Here is a 26,920-nt window from a genome sequence, read left to right on the forward strand (position 1 = left end):
TTCCCCGTGTGGATTTCGTCATTCAGCGTCATCGTCCGTTTTGAGCGCCAACGCGATCAGCGCGTCGGGGCTCATCGAGTCGATGACCTCGTCGCTGACCGTCTCGGTCGACGCGCGGCCGGCGAGGTGGTCGGCCACCGCCGCCGGCGTCGGATAGTCGAACACCAGCGTCCGGGGCAAGGCAATACCGGTGTCGGAGCTCAGCCGGTTGCGCAGTTCCACCCCGCTCAGCGAGTCCAGCCCGAGATCCTCGAAAGCCCTTTCGGGATCGACGGTATGGCCCTCCGGGTGGCCCAGCACCGCCGCCACCTGCGCGCACACCAACTCGACCAGCCGGCGGCGCCACTCGCTCGGCGGCAGCCCGCGCAGGCGCTCGGCCAGTCCGGGTTCGCTTTGCATCGCGGGGTCCGGCGCGGAGTCGAGCCAATATCGTTGACGCGCAAAGGCGTAGGTCGGCAGCGTGATCCGGCGGCCCCGGTTGAGGATTGCGCCCCAGTCGATGTCCGCGCCGATGGCGAAGAGCCGGCCCGCGGCGGTCAGCAGGGAGTCGACCTCCGGCCGGTCCTTCGGCATCGTGACCACGGCGACCGATTGCTGGGATTGCAGGGCCTGGTCGATGGCCGCCACCAGGCCGCCGGAGGGACCGACCTCGACGAACACGTCGGCGCCGCCCGCCTCGGCCGCGCGCACCCCGTCGACGAACCGCACGGGCGCGCGCACGTGCTCCACCCAGTGCCGGGCGGACCCGTACCCCGGTCCGGCCTCGCGGCCGGAAACGTTGTCGATCAAACTGATTCGCGGCTCGGCAATGGACATCGTTTCGGCGACGGCCGCGAACTCATCGATCACGGGTTCCATCAACGGCGAGTGGAACGCGTGCGAGACGGCCAGCCGGTGGGTGCGCCTGCCCCGCCTCGCCAGCGCGTCCGCGACAGCGCCCACCAGCGCCTCGGCGCCCGAGATCACCACGGCGTTGGGGCTATTGACCGCCGCAATGCTGACGCCATCGGTCAGCAGCGCGGCCACCTCGGCCTCCTCGGCGGCCACGGCCACCATGGCGCCGCCCCCGGGCAATCGGGACATCAGCCGGCCTCGCGCCGCCACCAGCCGGGCCGCGTCGTCGAGCGACAGCACACCCGCGACGTGCGCCGCGGTGATCTCGCCGACGGAATGACCCAACACCACATCGGGAATCACGCCGAACTGCCGCAGCGTTTCGGCCAGCGCCACCTCGAGGGCGAACAGCGCGGGCTGTGCGAATTCCGTGTTGTCCAGGGCGCTTTCGCTGCGCCACATCGCCTCGTCGATCGGCAGCCGCAGATGCCGGTTCAGCGCGCGGGCGGCCGCGTCGAACGCCGCCGCGAACACGGGAAACCGGCGATACAGCTGGGCGCCCATCCCGCGCCACTGCGCGCCCTGGCCGGGAAAGACGAACGCGGTCTTGGTGATCGGGCGGACCCGGCCAACGACAGTGGCGGCGACGTCCGCGACGTCCGCGGTGTCCGCGCCCGCCTGCCCGGATGCCAAGGCGGTCAGGCCCGCGCGCAGCGCGTTCCGGTCGGCGCCCACCAGCACCGCCCGATGCTCGAACAGTGTTCGTGTCGTGGCCAGCGACCACGCCACGTCGCCGGCGTCGTCGGCGTCGTCGGCGTCGGCCAGGTGCCGCGCCAACCGCGCGGCCTGATCACCGAGCGCCCGATCGGACCGGCCGGTGAGCACCCAGGCCACCGGCCCCGAGTCTGGCGCGCCGCCAGTCGTTTCCGTCGCCGCCGGCGGCTCCTCGACGATCACGTGCGCGTTCGTTCCGCCCATGCCGAACGACGACACCCCGGCGCGCCGCGGGGTGTCGCCCGCGGGCCAGGGTGTCACCGCATCGTTCACGTCCAGCCCCAGCGACGGCAAGTCCAGCGCGGGGCGGGCGAAGTTGAGGCTGGCCGGCAGTTCGCCGTTCTCGAGGGCGAGGACGGTCTTGATCAGACCCGCGATTCCCGCCGCGCCTCCCGCGTGGCCGATGTTGGTCTTCACCGACCCGACGCGCACGCGAGGTCCGCCACGGCCGCCGAACACCTCGCCGAGCGCCAGCGCCTCCGCCCGGTCGCCGACCGGGGTCCCGGTGCCGTGGGCCTCGACATAGTCGATGTCGCCGACCCCCAGTCCGGCGGCGGACAGGGCGCGGCGGATGACGTCGGCTTGCGCGGAAGCCGAGGGCGTCGTCTGGCCGCCGGCGCTGTGGCCGGCGTTGCCGACGGCGCTGCCGCGGATGACCGCGCGGATGCGGTCGCCGTCTTCGAGGGCGGACCGCAGCGGCTTGAGCAGCACCAGCCCCCCGCCCTGGCTGCGCACGTAGCCGTCGGCGCGTTCGTCGAACGCATAGGTGTGGCCCGAGCGCGACGTCGCACCGAATTCGCTTTCCAGATCGGCTGTTTCGGCAGCCAGGTTCAGGTGCACGCCGCCGGCGACCGCCAGCGGAGCTTCGCCCGTGCGGAGACTGGCGCACGCCATGTGCACCGCGGCCAATGCCGAGGACTGCCCCGAATCGACGGCAACGCTGGGGCCGCGCAGCCCCAACGCGTACGAGATCTTGTTCGCGATCATCGACCGGCTGATGCCGGTGAACGAGTAATGGTCGAGGCTGTCGGCCGCACCGCGAAGCGTGAGCAGGGCGTAATCGTCGGTCATGGCCCCGAGGTAGACGGCAACGGGTTGTCCGCGTTGCGTTTCCGGGACGACGAACGCGGCCTCGAAGAGTTCCCAGGCCAATTCGAGGGCCAGTCGCTGCCGGGGGTCCATCGCGCGGGCCTCGCGCGGCGACACGTTGAAGAACTCGGCGTCGAAATCGGCGGCGTCGGTGGGCAGCCGAGTCGCTTCCAGCCCCCCGCGGATCAGCCGCCAGAACTCGCTGGGTCCGGCGGAGGCCGGGAACCGGCACGCCAGCCCGATGATCGCCACGTCGTCCGGTCGTAGGCCATGCGGCGTCAAGGCCCGACTTCTTCATCGAGAAGGGCGAACAGCTGGCTCTCGGTGGCGGTGGCGAGGTCGTCGTAATCCTCGGGCGGCGCGTCCTCGATCGGGGGCATCAGGGCGGTGAGCAAAGCCCGGATGCGGGCGGTCATGCGGGTCCTGTCGTTCGCGTCCCAGCCGGGTTGGTCGATCAGCGTTTGCAGTTCGCGGGCGATGTCGTCGAAGCGGGCGGTGCGGTCGGGCGCGGGCGCGACGGGCGCGGCGGCGAGCTGGGAGTCGATGTGCCCGGCCAGCGCGGCGGGGGTCGGGTGATCGAAGATCGCCGTCGGCGAAAGGGTAAGGCCCGTCGCGGCTTTGAGGCGGTTGCGCAGCTCGACCGCAGTCAGCGAGTCGAATCCCAGATCCGCGAAAGGCTGCTCGGCGTCGATGTCACCGTGGCCCAGGACCGTGGCCGCGTTGCCGCACACCACATCGACGAGTTCGCGGCGCCGCTCGTCCGGGGTGAGCCCCTGCAAGCGCGCGAGCAGACCCGACGTCGACGCCGCGGTGGCATTGTCGGCGATGACCCGCCGCACCCGCCGGGCGGCCACGTCCCGCAGTATCGGCGGCAGTTCGTCGCCGTCGCCCAGCGCCCTGGTGTCCAGCCGGGCCGCCACCAGCACGGGCTGATCGGCCGCCATCGCGTCGTCGAGCAGTGCCAGCGCGCGCGCGGTGGCCAGGGGGGCGAGCCCGACGCGCGACATGCGGGCGCGGTCCCTCTCGTCGAGGTGGCGCGTCATGGCGCTGGCCTCCTCCCACAGACCCCAGGCCACCGACAAGCCGGGCAGGCCCCGGGCCCGCCGATGGGCGGCGAGAGCGTCGAGGAAGCTGTTGGCCGCCGCGTAATTGCCCTGCCCCGGCGCGCCGACGATGCCGGCCATCGACGAAAACATCACGAACGCCGACAGATTCGCCGACCGGGTCGCCTCGTGCAGATTCCATGCCCCGTCGGCCTTCGCGCGCAGGACCGCGTCCACCCGGCCGGGCGTCAACGACGCGATCAGCCCGTCGTCGATCACGCCGGCGGCGTGGAAAACGCCGCGCAGCGGATACCGCTCGGGCACCCGCGCCAGCAGCGCGGACACCGCGTCAGGGTCGCCGACATCGCAGGCGACCGCGGTTACCAGCGCGCCGGATGCCCGAAGCTCGGCGACGAGGTCCGCGGCGCCTTCCTCGCCGGTGCGGCTCACGAGCATCACGTGGGGCACGCGGTGCCGCGCGACCAGGTGACGGGCCAGCGCGGAACCGGCCATGCCGGTTCCGCCCGTAATCAACGACGTTCCCCCGGCCAGCCCGCCGGGTCCGTCGGGCAGGGTCAGCACCACCTTGCCGATGTGACGGGCCTGGCTCACGAACCGGTAGGCCTCCGCGGCGCGGCGCACGTCGAAAGCCTTGACGGGCAGCGGTTTCAGCACGCCCGAGGCGAACAGCCCCATCAGTTCCGCCAGCATGCCGGCGAGGCGATCCGGGCCGGCCTCCATGAGGTCGAACGCCCGGTAGCGCACACCCGGATGCTCCTGCGCGACCAGTTCCGGGTCGCGCAGGTCGGTCTTGCCCATCTCGATGAAGCGCCCGCCCCGGGTCAACAACCGCAACGACGCATCGGTGAACTCCCCGGCCAACGAGTTGAGCACCACATCGACCCCGGCCCCGCCGGTGACCGCCAGAAACTGCCGCTCGAAATCCAGCGTCCGCGAGTCGGCGAGGTGATCGTCGTCAAACCCCATCGCGCGCAACGTGTCCCACTTGCCGCGGCTTGCCGTGGCGAACACCTCCGCGCCCCAATGCCGCAGCAACTGCACCGCCGCCATACCCACGCCGCCCGCGGCCGCGTGCACCAGCACCCGCTCACCGGCGCGCACCCCCGCCAAATCCGACAGCCCGTACAGCGCGGTCAGGAAGACGACGGGAACACCCGCCGCCTCCGTCGGCGACCAGTCGCGCGGCACGCGTACCACGAGGCGCTGGTCGACCACCGCCTCGGACCCGGCCAGGCCGAGGATGCCCATCACCGCGTCACCGACGGACAGGCCGGTCACGCCCGGTCCGACCTCGGTGACGAGCCCGGCGCCTTCCGCGCCCAAATCGGCGGCCCCGGGGTACATGCCCAGCGCCACCAACACATCGCGGAAGTTCACGCCGACCGCCGACACCGCGACCCGCACCTGACCGGCACCCACCTCGGCGCTCGGGCACGGCTGGACCACCAGATCCTCCAGGGTGCCCTCGCTGCCCGCGGTCAGCCGCCACACCGACCCCGGTTCGGGCAACGCCAGTGGCGGCGGCTCGCTCAACGGCCGCAACCGGTTTCGGTAGGCGACGCCCTCACGCACCACCAATTGCGGCTCACCGCAGGCACTCACCGCGCCGGCATCGAGCGACCCGTCGGAATCGATCAATGTCAGCCGACCCGGATGCTCGGCCTGCGCGGAGCGCACCAAACCCCAGACCGCGGCACCGGCCAGATCGGTGACGTCTTCGCCGGCCAAACCCACCGCCCCGCGGGTGAGCACCACCAGCGGTTCGGTGGCGCCGCCGTCCAGCCGGGACTGCACGGTGGCCAAGGCCTCGTGCACCGCGGCGGCGACGCCGACCTCCCGGGGTGACTCCCACACCGCCGGCGCGTCGCGACTCCCGTTGTCGGGCAACGTGACCGGAGCCCAGGCAACTTCGAACAGGCCGCCGGCGCCGGAAGGACCCACGGCCGCCGCCAGCTGCTCGACCGACACGGGGCGCGTCACCAGCTCACGCACCGACAGCACCGGTAATCCCGCCGCATCGGTGATCTCGACCGACACCGCGCCCGCACCGGCCGGCGCCAGCCGCACCCGGACCCTCGACGCCCCGGCCGCGTGCAGGCACACGCCCTGCCAGGAGAACGGGAGAACCGCCGGAGCCTGCGCGTCGGCCACCCCGAGCGCGTGCAGTGCCGCATCCAGGACCACCGGATGGATGCCGAAACCGCCGGGCGTCACACCGGCGTCCTGCGACACCTCGACCTCGGCGAAGACGTCGCTCCCCCGGTTCCATACGGCCCGCAAACCCCGGAAAGCCGGGCCATACCCGTAACCGCGGTCCGCGAGCCCGTCATAGGCGCCGGTCACGTCGACCGCCACGGCGCCGGCGGGCGGCCACACCGACAGGTCGGCGCCGGGCTGCTCCGGCCCGGGACGCAGCTCGCCCTCGGCGTGCTGGAGCCACGAATCCGCCTCGGCTGAGCGCGAATACACGTGCACCGCACGGGCCCCACCGTCGCCGGCGTCACCCACGACGACCTGAACCGAAACCCCGCCGGCGGCCGGCAGGATCAGCGGGGCCGACAGGGTCAGTTCCTCGATGACCCGGCAGCCGACCTCGTCGGCCGCCCGGAGCACCAGCTCCACGAATCCGGCGCCCGGAAACAGCACCGTCCCGGCGACGGCGTGATCGGCCAGCCACGGCTGGGTGACCGTCGACAACCGGCCCGTCAGCACCACGCCGCCCGAATCGGGCCGCTCCACCACCGCGCCCAGCAGGCCATGGTCGGCGCCCACCAGGCCGACGCCGCTCACGTCCCGAAGCCCCACCGCCTCGGCGGGCAGCCAGAACCGGCGTCGCTGAAAGGCGTACGTCGGCAGGTCCACGCGGCGGGCATCCAGCCCGTCGAACGTCGCCGCCCAATTCACGTCGACGCCGGCGGCGAACACCCGCCCCGCCGCGGCCAGGACCGATGCGACCTCCGGGCGCCCCTTCGCCAGGGTGACCACCGGCTCCGCCCGTTCGCCGGTCAGCGACTGATCCATCGCGGCCGTCAATGCCGCGCCCGGACCGACCTCGACGAACCGCCCGGCCCCCAGCGACTCGGCCACTCGGACACCGTCGAGGAACCGCACAGCGCGACGCACATGCTCGACCCAGTAGTCGGCCGACCCGTACCCGGGCTCGGCAACCCGGCCGGAGACGTTGGAGATCAATGAGATTCGCGGCTCGTTGGCCGCGATGCCGGCCACCACAGCCGAGAACTCGTCGATCATCGGCTCCATCAGCGGTGAATGGAAGGCGTGGGAAACCGACAGGCGGTGCACCCGCCGCCCGGACGCCACCAGCCGGTCCACCACCTCACCGACCGCGGCCCGATCCCCGGACAGCACTGTGGCGTTGGGGCCGTTGACCGCCGCGATCGCCACCCCGTCGGTGAGCAGCGGGATCGCCTCCGACTCGCTGGCGGCCACGGCGACCATCACGCCACCGTCGGGCAGCTGCGCCATCAAGCGGCCCCGGGCGGCGACGAGGGACGCCGCGTCGGCCAGTGACAGCACGCCCGCCACATGCGCCGCCGCAATCTCCCCGACCGAATGGCCCATCACGACGTCGGGCACCACACCCCACGATTGCCACAGCGCGGCCAGCGCGACCTCCACGGCGAACAACGCCGGCTGGGCGAATTCGGTGCTCTGCAGCAGTTCCTCGTCAGTGCCCCACATCACCTTGCGCAGCGGCAACGTCAGGTGGGCGTCCACCGCCTCGGCGGCCTCGTCGAGGGCCTGGGCGAATACCGGAAAGCGTTGGTAGAGTTCGGCTCCCATGCCGAGGGCCTGGGACCCCTGCCCGGGAAACGCGAACACCGTCTTCTCGGCCGACCGGCGCCCGACCGTGCCGGCGCCGGTCTCGCCGGACGACAACGCCGCCAGTCCGGTCGTCAGCTCGTCACGGTCGGCCGGCACGAGCACCGCACGGTAGTCGAACACCGACCGGGTGGTCGCCAGCGACCACGCGACGCCGACCGCGTCCGCGTCGGGGTGCGCCTCGAGGTGCGCCAGCAACCGCCGCGCCTGCCCGGACAAGGCCTCGGCGGACCGGGCCGACAGCACCCACGGAACCACCGGTGGTCCGTCATCACGTTGCGGCGCAACGTCTTCCGCTTCGGCGGGGGCCTCCTCCACGATGACGTGCGCGTTGGTCCCGCTGATGCCGAACGACGACACGCCCGCGCGCCTCGGCCCGCCGTCCGCCGGCCAGGGCCGCGACTCGGTCAGCAACGACACCGCGCCGGCGTCCCAATTCACGTGCGGCGTGGGCGCATCCACGTGCAGGGTCTTCGGCATCACGCCGTGGCTGATCGCCTGCACCATCTTGATGACACCGGCCACGCCCGCCCCGGCCGACGTGTGGCCGATGTTCGACTTGATCGAACCCAGCCACAGCGGGCGTTCCGGTGGCCGGTTCTGCCCGTACGTCGCGAGCAGGGCCTGGGCCTCGATCGGATCGCCCAGGGTCGTTCCGGTCCCGTGACCCTCGACCACGTCGACGTCGGCCGCGGTCAGCCCGGCGCTGGCCAACGCGGCGCGGATCACCCGTTGCTGGGACGGCCCGTTGGGCGCCGTCAATCCGTTGGAGGCGCCGTCCTGGTTCACCGCGGACCCGCGCAGCACCGCCAGCACGGGATGCCCCAGTCGCCGGGCGTCGGCAAGCCGCTCGAGCACCAGCACGCCGGCGCCTTCCGACCACGAGGTGCCGTCCGCCGCAGCGGCATACACCTTGCACCGGCCGTCGGCCGCCAGCGCCCGCTGCCGGCTGAACTCGACGAACGCCGCGGGGGTGGCCATGACCGTCACGCCGCCGGCCAGGGCGAGGTCGGTCTCCCCGGAGCGCAGCGACTGCGCCGCCAGGTGCATCGCCACCAGCGACGAGGAGCAGGCCGTGTCCACCGACACGGCGGGGCCTTCCAGCCCCAGCACGTAGGACACCCGGCCCGACGCCACGCTGAGCGTCGACCCGGTGAGCCCGTACCCCTCGAGTTCGCCCTTGACCTCGCCGCCGTAGCCGGCGTGGATGACGCCGGCGAACACGCCCGTCGCGGAGCCACGCAAGCTCAGCGGGTCGATCCCCGCCCGCTCCAAGGCTTCCCACGAGATTTCCAGCATCACCCGCTGCTGCGGGTCCATGGCGAGCGCCTCGCTGGGCCCGATGCCGAAGAAGCCGGCGTCGAAGTCGGCCGCGTCGGCCAGGAAGCTGCCCCGGCGGGTGTACGTCTTGCCCGCGGCGTCGGGGTCCGGGTCGTACAGCGCGTCGATGTCCCAGCCGCGGTCGGCCGGAAAGTCCGACACCGCGTCGCGGCCCTCGGCCACCAGCTCCCACAGCTTCTCCGGCGAATCCACCCCGCCCGCATAGCGGCAGGCCATGCCGACCACCGCGACCGGTTCGGACAGCTTGCCTTCCAGTTCCGACACCCGTCGCCGCGCGCGCCGCAAATCCGCGGTGAGGCGCTTGAGGTAGTCGACGTGCTTCTCGGTTCCTGCCATGTCAGCGCCCGAGTTCCTCGTCGAGGATCGCGAAGAGTTCGCTCTCGCTGGCGCCGCGCAGGTCGTCGTCGATGTCGTCGGAGTTTGCGGAGTTTTCGGCGGGCGCCACGGCGGCGAGCAGGTTCTGCAGGCGAGCGCTCAACATCGCGGTGTCTTGGGCGTCCCAGTCGGCTTGGGTGAGGAGAGCCTGCAGGTCGCGGGTGATCGCGTCGAAACGCGCCATCGGTCCCGGTCCGTCGACCGTGTCGGCCAGTTCCGTATCGAGATGGGTCGCCAGGGCCGCGGGCGTGGGGTGGTCGAAGATCAACGTCGGCGAAAGCGTCAGGCCGGTCGCGGTTTTCAGGCGGTTGCGCAGCTCGACGGCGGTGAGCGAGTCGAAACCGAGCTCCTGGAACGACCGGTCGGCGCCGATGTCGGAGGCGTTAGGCACCCCCAGGACGGCGGCCGCGCTGCCGCAGACCAGGTCGACCAGCGTGCGCTGCCGCGCGTCGGCGGTCATCTCCTTGAGGCGCGCGGTCAGCCCCGTCGTCGTCGCGGGGGCGTCGGCCGCGGCGATCACGCGCCGGGCCCGGCGGGCGGCCATGTCACGCAGCAGCGGCGGCAGCTCGTCCGCGTGCTCGGACAGCGCGGCCCGGTCCAGGCGCGCGGCCACCAGCACGGGGTGGTCCACCAGCATGGCCGCGTCGAACGCCTGCAGCGCCTGCTCGGTCGAGAGCGGGGCCAATCCCAGCCGGCTCATCCGGGCCTTGTCGCGGTCGCCGAGGTGAGCGGTCATCGCCGACGCCTGCTCCCACAGGCCCCACGCCAGCGACAGGCCGGGCAGCCCGTGGGCACGCCGGTAGGCGACGAGGCCGTCCAGGAACGCGTTGGCCGCCGCGTAATTGCCCTGCCCCGGGGTGCCCATCACCCCGGCCATCGACGAAAACACCACGAACGCGGCGAGGTCCCGGTCCTGGGTCAGTTCGTGGAGATTCCACGCCCCGTCTACCTTCGCCCGCAAGACGGCGTCCACCCGCGCCGGGGTCAGGGACGCGATCAGCCCGTCGTCGAGGATCCCGGCGGCGTGGATCACCGCCCGCAGCGGGTATTCGACCGGAATCCGATCCAGCATCGCCGCGACCGCGGCCCGGTCGCCGACGTCGCAGGCCCTTACCGACACGCTCGCCCCGGCCTCCTCGAGGACCCTCACCAGGTCCGCGGCCCCGCCGCCGGCGCCGCCGGCGCGGCTGACCAGCACGACATGGGCCACCCCGTACCGGTCGACGAGATGGCGCGCCAGCGCCGAGCCGGCCATGCCCGTGCCGCCGATGATGACGACGCTGCCCCCGGCCAGGCCGCCGCCGCAGCCGCTGAGCAGCTCGCCGGGACCGTCGGGAATGGTCAGCACGTTCTTGCCGACATGCCGCGCGGAACTGACATACCGATATGCGGCCGAGGCGCACCGCACGTCGAACGCCTTGTACGGCAACGGTTCCAACGCGCCCGTGGTGAACAGGCCGACCAGCTCGCCCAACATGCCCGCGATGCCGTCGGGGTCCACCTCGATGAGGTCGAACGCGCGGTAGCGCACGCCGGGATGCTGCCGGGCGACCAGGTCCGGGTCGCGCGGGTCGGTCTTGCCCATCTCGATGAATCGCCCACCCCGGGGCAGCAGCCGCAACGACGCATCGGTGAGTTCCCCGGCCAACGAGTTGAGCACCACATCGACCCCAGCCCCGCCGGTGACCGCTAAGAACTTGTGCTCGAACTCGGGCGTCCGCGAGTCGGCGATGTGGTCGTCGTCAAAGCCCATCGCGCGCAACGTGTCCCACTTGCCGCGGCTGGCCGTCGCGAACACCTCCGCGCCCCAATGCCGCAGCAACTGCACCGCCGCCATACCCACGCCGCCGGTGGCGGCGTGCACCAGCACCCGCTCGCCGGCGCGCACGCCGGCCAATCCGGACAGCCCGTACAGCGCGGTCAGGAACACCACCGGCACGCCGACGGCGCGCGCGAGCGACCACCCCGCCGGCACCGCGACCACCAACCGCTCGTCCACAATCGCTTCGGAGCCCACCACGCCGAGCAGGCCCATCACCGGGTCGCCGACCTTCAGGCCGTCCACGCCCGGGCCCACCTCGACGACCACTCCCGCGCCCTCGGCACCCAGGTGACCGCCGCCGGGGTACATCCCCAGCGCCACCAAGACGTCCCGGAAATTCACGCCGACCGCCGACACCGCCACGCGGACCTGCCCGGCGCCTAACCCGGCCGGCGGGCAGGGCGTCACGACCAGGTCTTCCAGCGTGCCGGCGTTGCCGGCGTCCAGCCGCCATCCTCCCGCCGGCAGGCTCAGGACCGGCTTGGTCGCCGCCGGCTTCAGCCGCGCGGCGTACACGGCGCCGCCCCGGACCGCCAATTGTGGTTCGCCGCAACACGTTAGGGACCCGACCTCCACCGAGCCGTCCGTATCGACCAGGACCACGCGGCCAGGGTGCTCGGCCTGCGCGGACCGCACCAATCCCCAGACGGCCGCGCCGGCCGGGTCGGTGACCGCCTCCCCGGCGACCGCGACCGCGCCGCGGGTCTGCACCACCAGAATCCCGGCCCCCTCGCCGCCGAGCCAGGACTGCAGCGTCTCCAGCGCCTCGGTGACGGCCGCGTGCGCCGACCGCACCACGTCCGAACCGCTGGTGTGCGCGTCCCACACGACCACCCCGTCGTCAAGGCCGTTGTCCGGCAACGCGATCGGCGACCACACCATCTCCAGCAGGCCCTCGGACAGCGGCTCGGGCGACAGGGGGCGCATCGTGAGCGACCCGACCGTGAGGATGGGCAGGCCGGACGGACCGGCCAGCTCGAGCGTCAGCGCTCCCTCCCCGGCCGGGGCGATCCGGACCCGCGCCCGCGAGGCACCGGCGGCATGCAGCGACACCTGCTGCCATGCGAAGGGCAGCAGGGTGTCCGCCGGCCCGCCGGCGACCCCGAACGCGTGCAGGGCCGCGTCCAGCAGGACGGGATGCATGCCGAATCCGGCCGCGGGCCCGCCATGGTCATCCGGCACGGCGACCTCCGCGAAGAGCTCGTCCCCACGCCGCCAGAGCGCGCCCAGGCCCCGGAACGCCGGGCCGTACTCGTAGCCACGCTCGGCCAGCCGCCCATAGGCCCCGGCCAGGTCGATCGCCGAGGCCCCGGCGGGCGGCCACGCCGACAGCTCCGCTGCCGGGGCCACCGAGTGCGGGCTCAGCCGGCCCTGGGCGTTCAGCACCCAGTCGGAATCGGTTTGCGACTGTGCGGAATACACCCAGACGTCGCGCTGCCCGGCGTTGTCGACGGCGCCGACCACCACCTGGACCGCGACGCCGCCGCTGTCGGGCACCACGAGCGGAGCCGACAGCGTCAACTCGTCGATCGCCCGGCACCCGACCTCGTCGGCGGCGCGGATGACCATCTCCACGAACGCCGCCCCGGGCAGCAGCACCGTCCCGGCGACCGCGTGGTCCGCCAGCCACGGCTGCGTCGCGGTCGACAGACGGCCCGTCAGCACCACCCCGCCCGATTCCGGCCGAGGCAGCATCGCGCTCAGCAGCCCATGCTCGACCGGCAGCACACCCATGCTCGTCGCGTCACCGGATCCGACGTATCCACCTGGCAGCCAAAACCGTTGCCGCGCGAAGGGATACGTCGGCAGATCCACCCGTCGCCCGCCCGCGCCGGCAAGGGCGGCCCGCCAGTCGACGCCCACGCCCGCAACGAAGGCCTGCCCGGCGGACAGCCAGAACCGTTGGAGGCCGCCGTCGTCGCGACCCAGCGACGGGATGACGGTGACCTCGCCGCCTGACCCGCCGTCCGCCCACACCTCCTCGATGCCGGCGTTCAGGATCGGGTGGGGACTGCACTCGACGAACACCCGGTGCCCGGCCGCGCACGCGCTGCGCACGGCGCGTTCGAACTGCACGGTCTGCCGGATGCTGCGGTACCAGTAGTCCGCGGTCAGCCCCGCGGTGTCCATCACGTCACCCGTGACGGTGGAATAGAAGGCCACCGAGGACGATTGGGGCGCAACGCCGTTGATGGCCTCGGCCAATGATTCGCGGATCACGTCGACCTGGGCCGAGTGCGACGCGTAGTCCACGTCGATCACCCGGGCGCGGACGCCGTCGGCCTCACACCGCCGCACCAATTCCGCGAGCGCGTCCACCGCACCGGACACCACGACCGAGGACACGCCGTTGACGGCGGCGATGTTCAACCGGTCGCCCCAGGGCGCCACCAAGCCCTCGGCCTGCGCCGGGCCGCACGCCAGCGACACCATGCCACCCGCGCCCGACAACTCCAGCAGCAACCGGCTTCTCAGGGCGACGATACGGGCGGCGTCCTCCAGCGACAACGCGCCCGCGACGTACGCCGCCGCGATCTCGCCCTGCGAATGCCCGATCACCGCGTCGGGGACGACACCGACGGAACGCCACATCTCGGCCAGCGACACCATGACCGCCCACAACGCGGGCTGCACCACGTCCACGCGGTCCAGCCCGGGCGCGCCCGGCACCTGCCGGATGACGTCGATCAGCGACCACTGCACGTGGTCGGTGAGGGCCTTGTCGCAGCGGTTCATGTGGTCGGCGAACACCGTTGAGGCGTCGAGTAATTCGGCTCCCATGCCGGCCCACTGCGAACCCTGGCCGGGAAACACGAACACCGTCTTGCCCGCCGGCCGGGCCCGGCCGCTCACCACGCCCGCGGCCGGCTCACCGGCGGCCATGGCGGCCAGACCGGCCAGCACCCCGTCACGCTCGTCGCCCACCACCACCGCGCGGTGCTCGAACCGCGACCGCGTCGAGACCAGGGACCAGCCGACGTCCACCGCCCGCACATCCGGTTGCGCCGCAACATGATCCCGCAGCCGCGCTGCTTGTCGGGCCAGCGCGTCCGCCGAGCGGGCCGACAACACCCAGGGCACCGGCACGTCGTCGCCGGGCGCCGCGGTGTCGGCCGGCCCCGACGGCGGCTCCTCGACGATCACGTGCGCGTTCGTGCCGCTGATGCCGAACGACGACACCGCCGCCCGGCGGGGCCGCCCCTCGGCCTGCCAGGGTCGCGCGGACGTCAGCAGTGACACAGCCCCGGCCGACCAGTCCACATGTGGTGTGGGCTGATCCACGTGCAGCGTCTTGGGCATGACGGCGTGCCGCATCGCCTGCACCATCTTGATCACCCCGGCGGCGCCCGCCGCTGCCGACGTGTGGCCCATGTTCGACTTGATCGATCCCAGCCACAGCGGGCTGTCGGCCGGCCGGTCCTGGCCATAGGTCGCCAGCAGCGCCTGCGCCTCGATCGGATCGCCCAGGGTGGTCCCGGTGCCGTGCCCCTCGACCAGATCCACCTCGGCCGCCGTCAGCCGGGCGTTGGCGAGCGCGGCCCGGATCACCCGCTGCTGCGAAGGCCCATTGGGAGTCGCGAGGCCGTTCGAGGCGCCGTCCTGATTGACCGCGGACCCCCGTAGCACCGCCAGCACCGGGTGGCCCAGCCGGCGCGCGTCGGCCAGCCGCTCGAGCACCAGAACGCCCGCGCCCTCGGAGAAGCCGGTCCCGTCGGCGGCGCCGGCGTACGCCTTGCAGCGACCGTCGGCCGAGAGCGCCCGCTGCCGGCTGAACTCGACGAACATCGCGGGCGTGGCCATGACCGTCACGCCGCCGGCGAGCGCCAGGTCGCACTCCCCCGAGCGCAGCGACTGCGAGGCCAGATGCATGGCCACCAGCGACGACGAGCACGCCGTGTCCACCGACACCGCGGGGCCTTCGAGGCCCAACGTGTAGGCGACCCGGCCCGAGGCCACGCTCAGGGTCGAGCCGCGCAGCCCGTAGCGCTCCAGGTCCCCCGGCACGCGACCCTGGCCGCCGTAGGAGCCGTGGAAGATCCCGGCGAACACCGCCGTCGACGAGCCGCGCAGGCCCAGCGGGTCGATCCCGGCCCGTTCGAGCGCCTCCCACGACACCTCCAGCAGCAGGCGCTGCTGGGGATCCATCGCGAGTGCCTCGCTGGGCGCGATCCCGAAGAAAGCGGCGTCGAAGTCGGGGGCGTCGGCGACGAACCCGCCGCACCGGGCGTAGGACTTCCCCACCGCGTCGGGGTCCGGGTCGAACAACCCCGCCAGGTCCCAGCCGCGGTCGGCCGGGAAATTGGACACCACATCGCGGCCCTCGGCCACCATGTCCCAGAGGTCCTCCGGCGATCGCACGCCGCCGGGATAGCGGCACCCCATTCCCACGACCGCCACCGGCTCGTCGGGCCCGTGCGAGGCCAGCGCGCGGTATTCGCGGTTCTCCCGCTTGAGCCGCTCGTTTTCCTTCAGGGATGTGCGCAGCGCCCTGACGAGCTCATCGTGGTCGCCGCTCATCGGGGTGCGACGTGGTGTTCATACCCGCGCATCAGTGCCAGCGCAGCAACACGAGTTCGGAACAGAAGCCGGGGCCCATCGCGATCATCAGCCCGGGGCTGTCGGCGGGCGGCGATTTGGCGAGGGTGTCGCGCAACACGTGCAGCACCGACGCGGACGACAGGTTGCCGATCTGGCCCAGGGAGCGCCATGTCAGCTCGAGGGCCTGCGGCGAGAGGTCGAGGCTGGCGTTGATCGCCTCGATCACCTTGGGGCCGCCGGGATGGCTGACCCAGGCGCCGATGTCGGTGGTCGTCAGGCCGTGCGCGCCCAAGAAGCCCGTGACGTCGTCGTAGAGGTACTGCTCCACCACGGCGGCGACGTCCTTGGACAGCACGAGCTCGAACCCCGCCGAGCCGACGTCGTAGCCCATCGTGCGCAGCGAGTCCGGGTAGAGGTGGCTGCGCGAGTCGAGGATGGTGGGCCCCTGGGCGCCGAGCTGCTCGGCGCGGCGCTCACCGACGGCCACCACGGCCCCGGCCCCGTCGGCGAACAGGGCGCTGCCGACAAGGCCGGCCACCGACGGCTTGTAGCCGGGGTACGTCAGGGAACACAGTTCGACCGATACGAGGGCCGCGACCGCGTCCGGCGCCCCCCGCAGGTAGTCGTGCAGGCGCGCCACGCCGGCGGCCCCGGCCACGCAGCCCAGGCCGAACAGGGGCATCCGGCGCACGTCGTCGCGCAGCCCCAGGCGCCCGGCGATCCGGGCGTCCAGCGACGGAACCGCCAGGCCGGTGACCGTGGTGGTGATCAGCACATCGAGGTCCTGAGGCCGCAGCCCGGCCTCCTCGAGCGCTCCGGACAGGGCTTCGCAGCCCAGGTCAACGGCGTTTTCGATGAACGCCCGATTTGCCACCCCGAAGTCGGTGAGGGTGGGATACCGCTCCAGCGGGAGCACGAGGTGACGGCTGTTGACCTTGGCGCTGGCATGCAGCTGGCGAACGATGTCTTCGTATCCGTCGAAGCCGGGGATGCTGAGGAAGAAGTCGGTCAGTTCGCGCTGAGAGTAGCGGTATGGCGGCAACGCGCCGAATACTCCCGCGATGACGCTCATCGGGTCCACCTTTTGGTCACGAAGATCCAGATGGAGGGGTTCACCTGGATGCTTGGTGGAAGTTTAGTCTGCCCGGGAGGGGTGGGGATGGAGACCAAGGTCACTTAAGCCGTTTGCTGAGGAGCTCGCGCGCCGCGTGCACCGCTTCGAGTTGCTCGGCGACGCGCATCGGCGCCGTGCCGCCCCGGGCGTCCCGGGACGCCACCGACCCCTCGATGGTCAGCACCTCCCGTACCGCCGGTGTGAGCTCCGGGCTGATGGCGGCCAATTCGTCGTCGGTCAGCTCGTCGAGCCCCACGCCGCGCCGCTCCGCGGCCTGGACGGCGGCTCCGGCGGCCTCATGCGCGGTCCGGAACGGCACGCCCTGCCGCACCAGCCACTCGGCGATGTCGGTGGCCAGCGTGTAACCGGCCGGGGCCAGGGCCGCCATGCGATCGACGTCGAACGCCAGGCTGGCCACCAGCCCGGCCATCGCGGGTAGCACCAGCTCGAGCTGGGCAACCGAGTCGAACACCGGTTCCTTGTCTTCCTGCAGGTCGCGGTTGTAGGCCAGCGGCTGGGCCTTCAGGGTCGCCAGCAGGCCGGCGAGGTTGCCGATCAGGCGGCCGGCTTTGCCGCGGGCCAGTTCGGCGATGTCGGGGTTCTTCTTCTGCGGCATGATCGAGCTGCCGGTCGACCAGGAGTCGTGCAGCGTGACGTAGCCGAATTCCGTCGAACTCCACAGGATGATGTCCTCGGCCAGCCGGGACAGGTCGACGGCGATCATGGCGAACACAAACGCGGCCTCGGCGGCGAAATCGCGGGCCGCGGTGGCGTCGACGGAGTTCTCCGCGGCGGCGGCAAAGCCGAGGTCCGTCGCGATCGCGTCCGGGTCCAGCCCCAGCGAGGAGCCGGCCAGCGCACCCGACCCGTACGGCGAGACGGCCGCCCGGCGGTCGAAGTCGACGATGCGGTCGACGTCGCGCAGCAGCGGATGGGCGTGGGCGAGCAGGTGGTGCGCCAGCAGGATCGGCTGGGCGGACTGCAGGTGCGTCTTGCCGGGCATGATCGCCGTCGGGTGCGCGGCGGCCTGGCCGGCGAGGGCGTCGACGACGTCGAGCGCCCCATGCGCGACGCGCCTGACCGCGTCGCGCAGCCACATGCGGAACAGGGTGGCGATCTGGTCGTTGCGGGAGCGCCCGGCCCGCAGCCGGCCGCCGAGGTCGGGACCGACCCGGTCGATGAGCCCGCGCTCCAGCGCGGCGTGCACGTCCTCGTCGGTGACCAGGGGGGTGAAGCTGCCGTCGGCGACGTCGGCGGCGAGGCTGTCGAGCCCGGCCAGCAGGCCGTCGCGCTGCTCCTCGTCGAGCAGGCCCGCCTTGAACAGGATGATGGCGTGGGCGCGCGAGGCGACGATGTCGTAGGGGGCCAGCACCCAGTCGAAGTGGGTGGACTTGCTCAGCGCCGCCAGCGCGTCGGACGGGCCGTCGGCGAACCGCCCGCCCCACAACGAGCCCTCGCGGGTGCTCATCGGCGCTCGCTCACGGCGGCGTGAGCGTGCGCAGATGTACGCGAATTGCGGCGTGTCGTCGTGCAAACACGCACGCTCGCGGTCATGTGGCCTGGTCCCGGCGGGAGGCGATCTTCGACGACAACCCGTGCACGTAGACGAAGCCCTTGGCGGCCGACTGGTCGAAGCTGTCGCCCTCGTCGTAGGTGGCGAGGTTGAAGTCGTAGAGCGACTCGGCGCTGCGCCGGCCGTTCACCGCGATGTGGCCGCCGTGCAGCACCATGCGGATCTCCCCCGACACGTGCTCCTGGGTGGTGGCGACGAAGCTTTCCAGCGCCACCTTCAGCGGCGAGAACCACAGCCCGTCGTACACCAGCTCGGCCCAGCGCTGATCGGTGTGGCGCTTGAACCGGCCCAGCTCGCGCTCGAGGGTGACGTGTTCGAGTTCGGTGTGCGCGGTGATGAGCACCATGGCGCCCGGCGCCTCGTAGATCTCGCGGCTCTTGATGCCCACCAACCGGTCCTCGACGACGTCGAGGCGCCCGACGCCCTGCGCGCCCGCGCGGCGGTTGAGCTCCTCGATGGCCGCCAGGACGGACACCGCCGTGCCGTCGATGGACACCGGCACGCCGCGCTCGAACCCGACGATCACCTCGTCGGGGGTGCTCCAGTTGATCGTCGGGTCTTCGGTGTAGGAGTAGACGTCCTTGGTGGGCGCGTTCCAGAGGTGTTCCAGGAAGCCGGTTTCCACCGCACGGCCCCACACGTTCTGGTCGATCGAGAACGGCGAGCGCTTGGTCACGTTGATCGGGATGCCGTTCTCCTCGGCGAACGCGATGGCCTTCTCCCGCGTCCAGGCGTAGTCACGAACCGGCGCCAGCACCTCCAAATCCGGTGCCAACGAAGCGAATCCGACCTCGAAGCGAACCTGGTCGTTGCCCTTGCCGGTGCAGCCGTGCGCGACGATGGTGCCGCCGTGCTCGCGCGCGGCCGCGACCAGGTGCTTGGCGATCAGCGGCCGGCTGATCGCCGACACCAGCGGATAGCGGTCCATGTAGAGCGCGTTGTTCTGGATGGTCGGCAGGCAATAATCGGCCGCGAACTCGTCGCGCGCGTCGACCACCACGGCCTCCACGGCCCCGCAGTCGAGGGCGCGCTGGCGGACGACCTCCATGTCCTCCCCGCCCTGACCGAGGTCGATCGCCACGGCCACAACCTCCCGGCCGGTCTCCTTGCCGATCCAGCTGATCGCCACCGAGGTGTCCAGACCGCCGGAATACGCCAGGATGACGCGTTCTGACATGAACCAATCTCCTTAACTAGCTGAGGCTTTCGAGGGTGTGGGCCAGCTCGGCGCCGGTCATCGGGTCACGCGCGGCCACGAACACCGTGTCGTCGCCGGCGATCGTGCCGACGACGTACGGTAGCGCCGCGCGGTCGATCGCGCTGGCCAAGTAGTTGGCGCCGCCCGGCGGGGTGCGCAACACCGCCAGGTTGGCGCTCGCGTCGGCGGACACCAGGAGCTCACCCAGCAGGCGGGACAGCCGCGCCGTGCCGCCGGACACCCCGCGCACGGGGCTGCCGTCCTCGGGGACGACGTAGACGCCGACGCCGCCGTCGGCGCCGCGCAGCTTCACCGCGCCCAGTTCCTCGAGGTCCCGCGACAGCGTGGCCTGGGTGACCTCGATGCCCTCGTCGGCCAGCCGCGCGGCCAGTTCGCTCTGGCTGCTGATCGACGCCGACGACAGGATGGCCACGATGCGGTCCTGACGCCCGGCGCGGGTGATCTCGGCCGCGGCCTTCGAGCGGGTCATCGGGATCGCTCCAAAAGCCACACCAGCAGCGCCTTTTGGGCGTGCAGCCGGTTCTCGGCCTCGTCCCACACCGCGCTCGCCGGTCCGTCCATCACCTCGTCGGTGATCTCGTATCCGCGGTGGGCCGGAAGGCAATGCAGCACAACGGCATCGGGAGCGGCAACCGCCAGCAGCTCGGCGTTGACCTGGAAGGGGCGGAACGGCCCGACCCGGTCGAGCCCGTCGTCCTCCTGGCCCATGGACGTCCACGTGTCGGTGACCAGGACGTCGGCGCCTGTGGCGGCCGTGGTGGCGCCGGCCGTGACGGTGATCGAGGCGCCGGTGGTCTCCGCGCGCCGCCGGGCCGCGGCGACCAGTGCAGGGTCGGGCGCGAACCCGTCCGGGGCCGCGACCGTCACGTGCATGCCTGCGGTGACCCCGCCGAGCATCAAGGAATGGGCCATGTTGTTGGCGCCGTCGCCGAGATAGGCGAGCCGCAATCCCGTCAGTGCCCCTTTGCGTTCGGCGATGGTCTGTAGGTCGGCGAGCACCTGGCAGGGGTGGAAGTCGTCGGACAGGGCATTGACCACCGGCACCGTCGCCGCCGACGCCATCGCCTCGAGCCGGTCCTGACCGAAGGTGCGCCAGACGATGGCGTCGACGTAGCGGGACAACACCCGCGCGGTGTCCTCCAGCGTCTCGTCGCGGCCCAGTTGGGTGGTGCGGCCGTCGACGACGACGGCGTGCCCGCCGAGTTGTGCGATGCCCAGTTCGAACGAGAACCTGGTGCGGGTGGAGTTCTTGTCGAAGATGACCGCGACACCGCGGGGTCCATCGAGGGGCCGGCAGCTGAAGGGGTCCTTTTTCAATACGGCCGCCAGCTGCAGGATTTCGGCCTGTTCGTCGGGCGACAGGTCGTCGTCGCGCAGGAGATGGCGCGTCATGCGGCGGCCCCGTCCAGCACCGCCGGCAGCGCGTCGATGAACCCCTCGATCTGTGCCTCGGTGACGATCAGCGGCGGCGCCAACCGGATGACGTCGGGCGCCGCGGCGTTGATGAGGAACCCTGCGTCGCGGGCGGCGGCCTCGGCCTCCTTGGCCCGGGGCGCGCGCAGGACCACCCCCCACAGCAACCCGCGACCGCGCACGTGGTCGATCAGGGGATGGTCGAGCGCCTCGATCCCGTGGCGCAGCGATTTGCCCAACACTTCGGCGTGCCGGACCAGATCCTCGGCCGCGATCACCCGCAGCACCGCGAGCGCCGCGGCCGCGCAGATGGGATTGCCACCGAACGTGCTGCCGTGCAGGCCGGGGGTCATCAGGTCGGCGGCCGGCCCGATTGCCAGGCAGGCCCCGATGGGCAATCCGCCGCCCAGCCCCTTGGCCATGGTGACGACGTCGGGGGTGACGCCGTGATGCTGATGAGCGAAAAAGGCTCCGGTGCGGCCCATTCCGGTCTGAACCTCGTCCAGCACCAGCAGGGCGCCGTGCCGGGCGGTGATGTCGCGCGCGGCGGCGAGGTATCCCTCGGGCGGGACCACCACACCGCCCTCGCCCATGATCGGCTCGAGGAACACCGCGGCGGTGTCATCCCCAACCGCGGCGGCCAGCGCCTCGACGTCGCCGTACGGCACGTGCGTCACGTCGCCGGGCAGCGGCTCGAACGGCGCCTGCTTGCTCGGCTGGCCGGTGAGCGCCAGCGATCCCATCGTGCGGCCGTGGAAAGCGCCCTGTGCGGCAACAAGTTTCGTGCGGCCGGTGAGCCTCGACAACTTGAACGCCACCTCGTTGGCCTCGGCGCCGGAGTTGCAGAAGAACACCCGCGCCGGCGCGTCCGCCGCCAGCAGGGCGACGAGTTCTTCGGCCAGCGCGATGCCCGGTTCCGTCGCATACAGATTCGAGGTGTGGCCCAGCGTCGCCATCTGGTGCGTGACGGCCTCGATCACCGCGGGATGGCGGTGCCCGAGCACGTTGACCGCGATGCCCCCGAGCAGGTCCAGATAGGTGTTGCCGTCCACGTCGGTGACGACGGCGCCGTCGCCGCTGGCCAGCGCCACCGGCGGGGTGCCGTAGTTGTTCATCATCACGGCTTCCCACCGCCGTTTGAGTGAGTCCGTGTTGTTCACCCGCTCACCACCTTCGTGCCGGTGCCGGCGTTGGTGAAAAGCTCCACCAGCACACAGTGTTTGACCCGTCCGTCGATGACGTGCGCGCTGGGCACCCCACCGGTTACCGCCCGCAGGCAGGCCTCCACCTTCGGGATCATGCCCGCCTCCAGCGTCGGCAGCAGTTGCGACAGTGTGGCGGTGTCGATCTCGCTGACCAGCGAGTCACGGCTCGGCCAATTCGTGTACAGGCCTTCGACGTCGGTGAGCATCAGAAGTTTCTCGGCGTGCAGGGCCTCGGCCAGCGCCGCGGCGGCGGTGTCGGCGTTGATGTTGTGCACCACACCCTCGGGGTCAGGCGCGAGCGTCGAGACGACCGGAATGCGCCGCGCCGCAATGAGGTCGAGGACGGCAGCGGTGTTCACATGCTCGACGTCCCCCACCAGCCCGATGTCGGTCGCGACTCCGTCGACGGTGACACTGCGTCGCACCGCGGTGAACAATTGCGCGTCCTCGCCCGTGATGCCGACCGCGTACGGCCCGTGCGCGTTGATGAGATTCACCAGTTCGCGGCCCACCTGCCCGAACAGCACCATCCGCGCCACGTCGAGCACTTCCGGTGTGGTGACACGGAATCCGCCCTTGAAGTCGCCGTGGATACCCAGGCGGCGCAGCATCGCGCTGATCTGCGGTCCGCCGCCGTGCACGACGACCGGGTGCACGCCGCAGTTGCGCAGGAACGCCATGTCGGCGGCGAAGGCCTCGCGCAGCGTGTCATCGGTCATGGCGTTGCCGCCGTATTTGACGACCACGATCTTGCCGTGCAGCTGCTTGAGCCACGGCAGGGCCTCGGCGAGCACCTGCGCCTTGACCTGGGTCGGCAGGCTGTCCGTGTCGATGGTCATGAGCTGTAGGCCGAGTTCTCTTCGACGTAACCGTGCGACAGGTCGGTCGTCCGGACCGCCGCGGAGGAGTCCCCCACGCGCAGGTCGACGACGATGTCGATGTCGGCGCCCGACAGGTCCACCTCGCGGGCCCCCGGCGCGCCGACCCCGTCGACGCACACCGGAGACCCGTTGAAGGACACCGTGATCCGGTCGGGCTCGAGAGTGACCGGCGCCATGCCGACCGCGGCCAGCACCCTTCCCCAGTTGGGGTCGGACCCGAACACCGCCGTCTTGACCAGGCTGTCGCGGGCGATCACCCGCGCGGCGGTCACCGCGTCGTCCTCGGAGGCCGCGCCCGTGACGGTCACGGTGACCCGCTTGGTGACGCCCTCCGCGTCGGCCTGCAGCTGGGCGCACAGGTCGTCACAGACCTGCCACACGGCCCGCTCGAGGTCGGCCTGTGACGGGGCGACCCCGCTCGCCCCCGACGCCAACAACAGCACGGTGTCGTTCGTCGAACAGCAGCCGTCGACGTCGAGGCGGTCGAAGGTGCGGGCGGTGGCGTGCCGCAGTGCCCGGTCGAGCGAGGCAGGTTCGGCGACCGCGTCGGTAGTCAGGACGCACAGCATGGTGGCCAGCGACGGCGCCAGCATGCCGGCGCCCTTGGCCATCCCACCCACCGTCCAGTCATCGAAGTGGTGCAGCGCAACCTGTTTCGGGACCGTGTCGGTCGTCATGATCGCCTGGGCGGCCTCGTCGCCCCCGCTCAGACCACCGGCCATGTCTTGCACGATCTGCCGGACACCCGCGAGCACGGTCTCCATCGGCAAGCGGTCGCCGATCAGGCCCGTCGAACACACCGCCACCTCGATGGCGCCGGTCTCGGTCCCCCAGTCGGACAAAGCGGCCGCCACGGCCTCGGCGGTGGCGTGGCTGTCCTGGAATCCCCCCGGCCCGGTACAGGCGTTGGCGCCACCGGAATTGAGGATCACCGCGCGCAACTGCCCCGTGGTCAGAACCTGCTGGGTCCACAGCACGGGCGCGGCCTTGACCTTGTTGCGGGTGAACACCCCGGCCGCGGCGTAATCGGGCCCCTCGTTGAGGACCAAGGCCAGGTCTCGGGCGCCCGAGGCCTTGATACCCGCGGCGATGCCGGCGGCCCGGAAGCCGGCCGGAGCGGTGACGCCCTGTTCGCGCAGCAACCGCGCGGTGCCGACCGTTTCCGTCACGGAGCCACCCCCACCACCGAAAGACCTTCTGTCTCGGACCAACCCAGCGCCAGGTTCATGGACTGCACGGCGGCGCCGCCCGTCCCCTTGACCAGGTTGTCGATCGCCGCGATCGCCACAAACGTCTCCGCGGCCTCGTCGACCGCAACCGCGATGTGCGCCGAGTTGCTGCCGATCACGGACCCGGTCCTGGGCAACTGGCCGTCGGGCATCAGATAGACGAATGGCTCGGCGTCGTAGGCCTTTTCGTAGGCCGCCCGCAGCTGCGACAACGGGGATCGGGTGCGAGCGGTGCAGGTCGCGAGGATGCCCCTCGAGGTCGGGATGAGCACCGGGGTGAACGACACCGTGACCCCGCGGTCGGTGAGGGCCGCCAAGCCCTGGGCGATCTCGGGGGTGTGCCGGTGCGCACCGGCGATGTTGTAGGCCCGCGCCGATCCGATCACCTCCGATCCGAGGAGGTCCGTCTTGGCCGCGCGCCCGGCCCCGGAGGTGCCGCTTACGGCGACCACGGTGACGGCGGGCTCGATGAGGTCCTCGGCGACGGCGGGCCACAGCGCCAGCAGGGCCGCCGTCGGGTAACAGCCTGGAACCGCGATGCGCCGGGCGTCGCGAAGCCGCTCACGGCCGCCGGGTAGCTCCGGCAGCCCGTAGGGCCAGCTGCCGGCGTGCGGGGAACCGTAGTAATGCTCCCAGGCGGCCGAGTCGGTGAGTCGGAAGTCGGCGCCGCAATCGATCACCAGGGCGTCGTCGCCGAGTTGTTCGGCCAGCGCCGCGGAATGACCGTGCGGCAGCGCCAGGAAGACGACGTCGTGGCCTCGGAGCACCGACAGGTCCGTCGGCTCGACCACCCGCTGCGCCAGCGGCGTCAGGTGCGGGTGATGCTCACCGAGCGTGCTGCCCGCGCTGGCCGCGGCGGTCAGTGACCCAATGGCGAGGCGGCCGTCGGCGTAGCCCGGATGCCCAAGTAGCAGGCGGAGGATCTCGCCGCCCGCGTATCCGCTGGCACCGGCAATCGCCACCTTCAACACGTCGGCCATCCAGCCGATTCTGCATGGTTATGCAGTAATGTGCAAATCCATTCTCCGGTGGTGCCGCTGGCCTTAAGCGGCGATACCGATGCCCAGGCTCGCGTTCAATGTCGCCTCGATGGAAGCCCCCAAGTCGTTCAGGGCCAGTCCCAGCGAAGCTGCCAGCGAACCACCCGTCTGGGCGAGCGCATTGCCGACCACTCCGATCCCTGCTGCGATGGACTCTCCGGTTTGGAAGAGGGCGGGGAATGCCACCCCAACACTGCCCGCCAACCCGCCGGTGAGCGCGTCGGCCACCGCCACGGCGGTGTTCGTCCAGATGGTCGCCAACGCACCACCCGTCTGCCCCAACCCCAGCAGTCCGGTACCCAAGCTGCCACCCAGTATCTCGCCGGCCCTGACGAGGCCACCCAAGCCGCCGGTGACGCCGCCGGTCAGGGCGCCGGTGGCCTGCACGAGGCCGTTCAGCGCTGCGCCGATGTTGGCACCCAGGTTCGCATTGATCGTCAGCGCCAGGTTGGGAAGCGTGAGATTGCCAAGGTTGGCAGCGAAGTTGGCGGCCAAGGCTTCGCCGGTGGCGATCGCCGTGTTCACACCCGTTTGCAGGTTGCCGGCGAGATTACCGAACCCGGCGGCGTAGTTGGCCGCCAGCGTTTCACCGGTCTGGATCAGCCCGTTGAAGTTCGCGCCGAGATTCAGGCTTCCCGCCAGCATGGCGTCCACCGAAGCCCCCAAGCCATTCAACGAGGCGCTAAGCGACCCGCCGAGCCCGTTCAACGCCGCGCTGAGTTCCAGGCCCAACGCCCCCAGGTTGGGCAGCGCCGGCAGCGTGAACGGCGGCAACGCCGGGAACGGCGGCAGCGCGGGGAACGGCGGCAGCGTAAACGTCGGCAAGCCCGGCAACGTGAACGGCGGCAACGCCGGGAACGGCGGCAGCCCCGCATTCACCACCGCATTGATCGCCGCGGTGATATCCGCACCCAAGTTCGGCAACGCCGGCAGCGTGAACGGCGGCAGAGTCGGGAACGGCGGCAGGGCCGGGAACGGCGGCAACGCCGGGAACGGCGGCAGCGTGAACGTCGGCAACCCCGGCGGGGTGAATGGCGGCAACGCAAACGGCGGCAACGCCGGGAACGGCGGCAGCCCTGCATTCACCACCGCATTAATCGCCGCGGTGATATCCGCACCCAAATTGGGCAACGCCGGCAAGGTGAACGGCGGCAACGCCGGGAACGGCGGCAACGTGAACGTCGGCAACCCCGGCAAGGTGAACGGCGGCAACGCAAACGGCGGCAACGCCGGGAACGGCGGCAGCCCCGCATTCACCACCGCATTGATCGCCGCGGTGATATCCGCACCCAAATTGGGCAACGCCGGCAAGGTGAACGGCGGCAACGCCGGGAACGGCGGCACCGTGAACGTCGGCAACGTCAACGGCGGCAACCCCGGCGGGGTGAACGGCGGCAATGCAAACGGCGGCAACGCCGGGAACGGCGGCAGGCCCGCGTTCACCACCGCATTAATCGCCGCGGTGATATCCGCACCCAAATTGGGCAACGCCGGCAAGGTGAACGGCGGCAACGCCGGGAACGGCGGCAACGTGAACGTCGGCAACCCCGGCAAGGTGAACGGCG

The 26,920-nt window shown here is 71.6% G+C and carries 12 protein-coding genes and 2 pseudogenes; 1 reads left to right on the forward strand and 13 read right to left on the reverse strand.

The window, feature by feature from the left end:
- Positions 1-18: 18 nt before the first annotated feature.
- From GPY60_RS17020 to GPY60_RS17080, 13 genes and pseudogenes are all read right to left on the reverse strand, one after another.
- Positions 19-2,979, reverse strand: coding sequence for a type I polyketide synthase (locus GPY60_RS17020; protein WP_156688862.1), 2,961 nt, complete (start codon positions 2,977-2,979; stop codon positions 19-21).
- Positions 2,976-9,281, reverse strand: coding sequence for a type I polyketide synthase (locus GPY60_RS17025; RefSeq protein WP_156688863.1), 6,306 nt, complete (start codon positions 9,279-9,281; stop codon positions 2,976-2,978). Before GPY60_RS17025 ends, GPY60_RS17020 begins: the two co-directional genes overlap by 4 nt.
- 1 nt (position 9,282) lies before the next feature.
- Positions 9,283-15,660, reverse strand: a complete 6,378-nt coding sequence (locus GPY60_RS17030; RefSeq protein ID WP_156688864.1) for a type I polyketide synthase — start codon at positions 15,658-15,660, stop codon at positions 9,283-9,285.
- A 31-nt stretch (positions 15,661-15,691) separates the two neighbouring features.
- Positions 15,692-16,753: a type III polyketide synthase gene (locus GPY60_RS17035; RefSeq protein ID WP_156688865.1), complete on the reverse strand. Its 1,062-nt coding sequence runs from the start codon at positions 16,751-16,753 to the stop codon at positions 15,692-15,694.
- 100 nt (positions 16,754-16,853) lie between these two features.
- Positions 16,854-18,263: an argininosuccinate lyase gene (gene argH, locus GPY60_RS17040; RefSeq protein WP_156688866.1), complete on the reverse strand. Its 1,410-nt coding sequence runs from the start codon at positions 18,261-18,263 to the stop codon at positions 16,854-16,856.
- An 82-nt stretch (positions 18,264-18,345) separates the two neighbouring features.
- Positions 18,346-19,545: an argininosuccinate synthase gene (locus GPY60_RS17045; RefSeq protein WP_156688867.1), complete on the reverse strand. Its 1,200-nt coding sequence runs from the start codon at positions 19,543-19,545 to the stop codon at positions 18,346-18,348.
- Positions 19,546-19,561: 16 nt separating this feature from the next.
- Positions 19,562-20,056: an arginine repressor gene (locus GPY60_RS17050; RefSeq protein WP_156688878.1), complete on the reverse strand. Its 495-nt coding sequence runs from the start codon at positions 20,054-20,056 to the stop codon at positions 19,562-19,564.
- A complete protein-coding gene (gene argF / locus GPY60_RS17055; RefSeq protein WP_156688868.1) occupies positions 20,053-20,979 on the reverse strand; it encodes an ornithine carbamoyltransferase in 927 nt (308 codons plus the stop codon). The genes GPY60_RS17050 and argF overlap by 4 nt, the downstream gene beginning before the upstream one ends.
- Positions 20,976-22,160 carry an acetylornithine transaminase gene (locus tag GPY60_RS17060; protein WP_156688869.1) on the reverse strand — a complete coding sequence of 395 codons (1,185 nt, stop codon included), beginning with the start codon at positions 22,158-22,160 and terminating at the stop codon, positions 20,976-20,978. Before GPY60_RS17060 ends, argF begins: the two co-directional genes overlap by 4 nt.
- Complete coding sequence (gene argB / locus GPY60_RS17065) at positions 22,157-23,044, reverse strand: acetylglutamate kinase (protein WP_156688870.1); 888 nt, start codon at positions 23,042-23,044, stop codon at positions 22,157-22,159. The genes GPY60_RS17060 and argB overlap by 4 nt, the downstream gene beginning before the upstream one ends.
- Positions 23,041-24,255 carry a bifunctional glutamate N-acetyltransferase/amino-acid acetyltransferase ArgJ gene (gene argJ / locus GPY60_RS17070; protein WP_156688871.1) on the reverse strand — a complete coding sequence of 405 codons (1,215 nt, stop codon included), beginning with the start codon at positions 24,253-24,255 and terminating at the stop codon, positions 23,041-23,043. Before argJ ends, argB begins: the two co-directional genes overlap by 4 nt.
- Positions 24,252-25,311: pseudogene (gene argC / locus GPY60_RS17075) on the reverse strand (N-acetyl-gamma-glutamyl-phosphate reductase). The gene argJ and the pseudogene argC overlap by 4 nt, the downstream one beginning before the upstream one ends.
- 47 nt (positions 25,312-25,358) lie before the next feature.
- Positions 25,359-26,543 carry a hypothetical protein gene (locus GPY60_RS17080; RefSeq protein ID WP_156688873.1) on the reverse strand — a complete coding sequence of 395 codons (1,185 nt, stop codon included), beginning with the start codon at positions 26,541-26,543 and terminating at the stop codon, positions 25,359-25,361.
- Between GPY60_RS17080 and GPY60_RS17085 the strand changes: the two are divergent.
- Positions 26,530-26,920 (forward strand): annotated as a pseudogene (locus tag GPY60_RS17085) (hypothetical protein); the annotation flags it as partial. The gene GPY60_RS17080 and the pseudogene GPY60_RS17085 sit on opposite strands and share 14 nt — an antisense overlap.

The organism is Mycobacterium sp. Marseille-P9652, assembly GCF_902652685.1.
Classification (GTDB): Bacteria; Actinomycetota; Actinomycetes; order Mycobacteriales; family Mycobacteriaceae; genus Mycobacterium.

Coding starts and splice junctions, on each gene's coding strand:
- GPY60_RS17030 (WP_156688864.1), bottom strand. CDS start 15,660: ATGAGCGGCGACCACGATGAGCTCGTCAGGGCGCTGCGCACATCCCTG.
- argH (WP_156688866.1), bottom strand. CDS start 18,263: ATGAGCACCCGCGAGGGCTCGTTGTGGGGCGGGCGGTTCGCCGACGGC.
- GPY60_RS17035 (WP_156688865.1), bottom strand. CDS start 16,753: ATGAGCGTCATCGCGGGAGTATTCGGCGCGTTGCCGCCATACCGCTAC.
- argF (WP_156688868.1), bottom strand. CDS start 20,979: ATGACGCGCCATCTCCTGCGCGACGACGACCTGTCGCCCGACGAACAG.
- GPY60_RS17025 (WP_156688863.1), bottom strand. CDS start 9,281: ATGGCAGGAACCGAGAAGCACGTCGACTACCTCAAGCGCCTCACCGCG.
- GPY60_RS17045 (WP_156688867.1), bottom strand. CDS start 19,545: ATGTCAGAACGCGTCATCCTGGCGTATTCCGGCGGTCTGGACACCTCG.
- GPY60_RS17050 (WP_156688878.1), bottom strand. CDS start 20,056: ATGACCCGCTCGAAGGCCGCGGCCGAGATCACCCGCGCCGGGCGTCAG.
- argB (WP_156688870.1), bottom strand. CDS start 23,044: ATGACCATCGACACGGACAGCCTGCCGACCCAGGTCAAGGCGCAGGTG.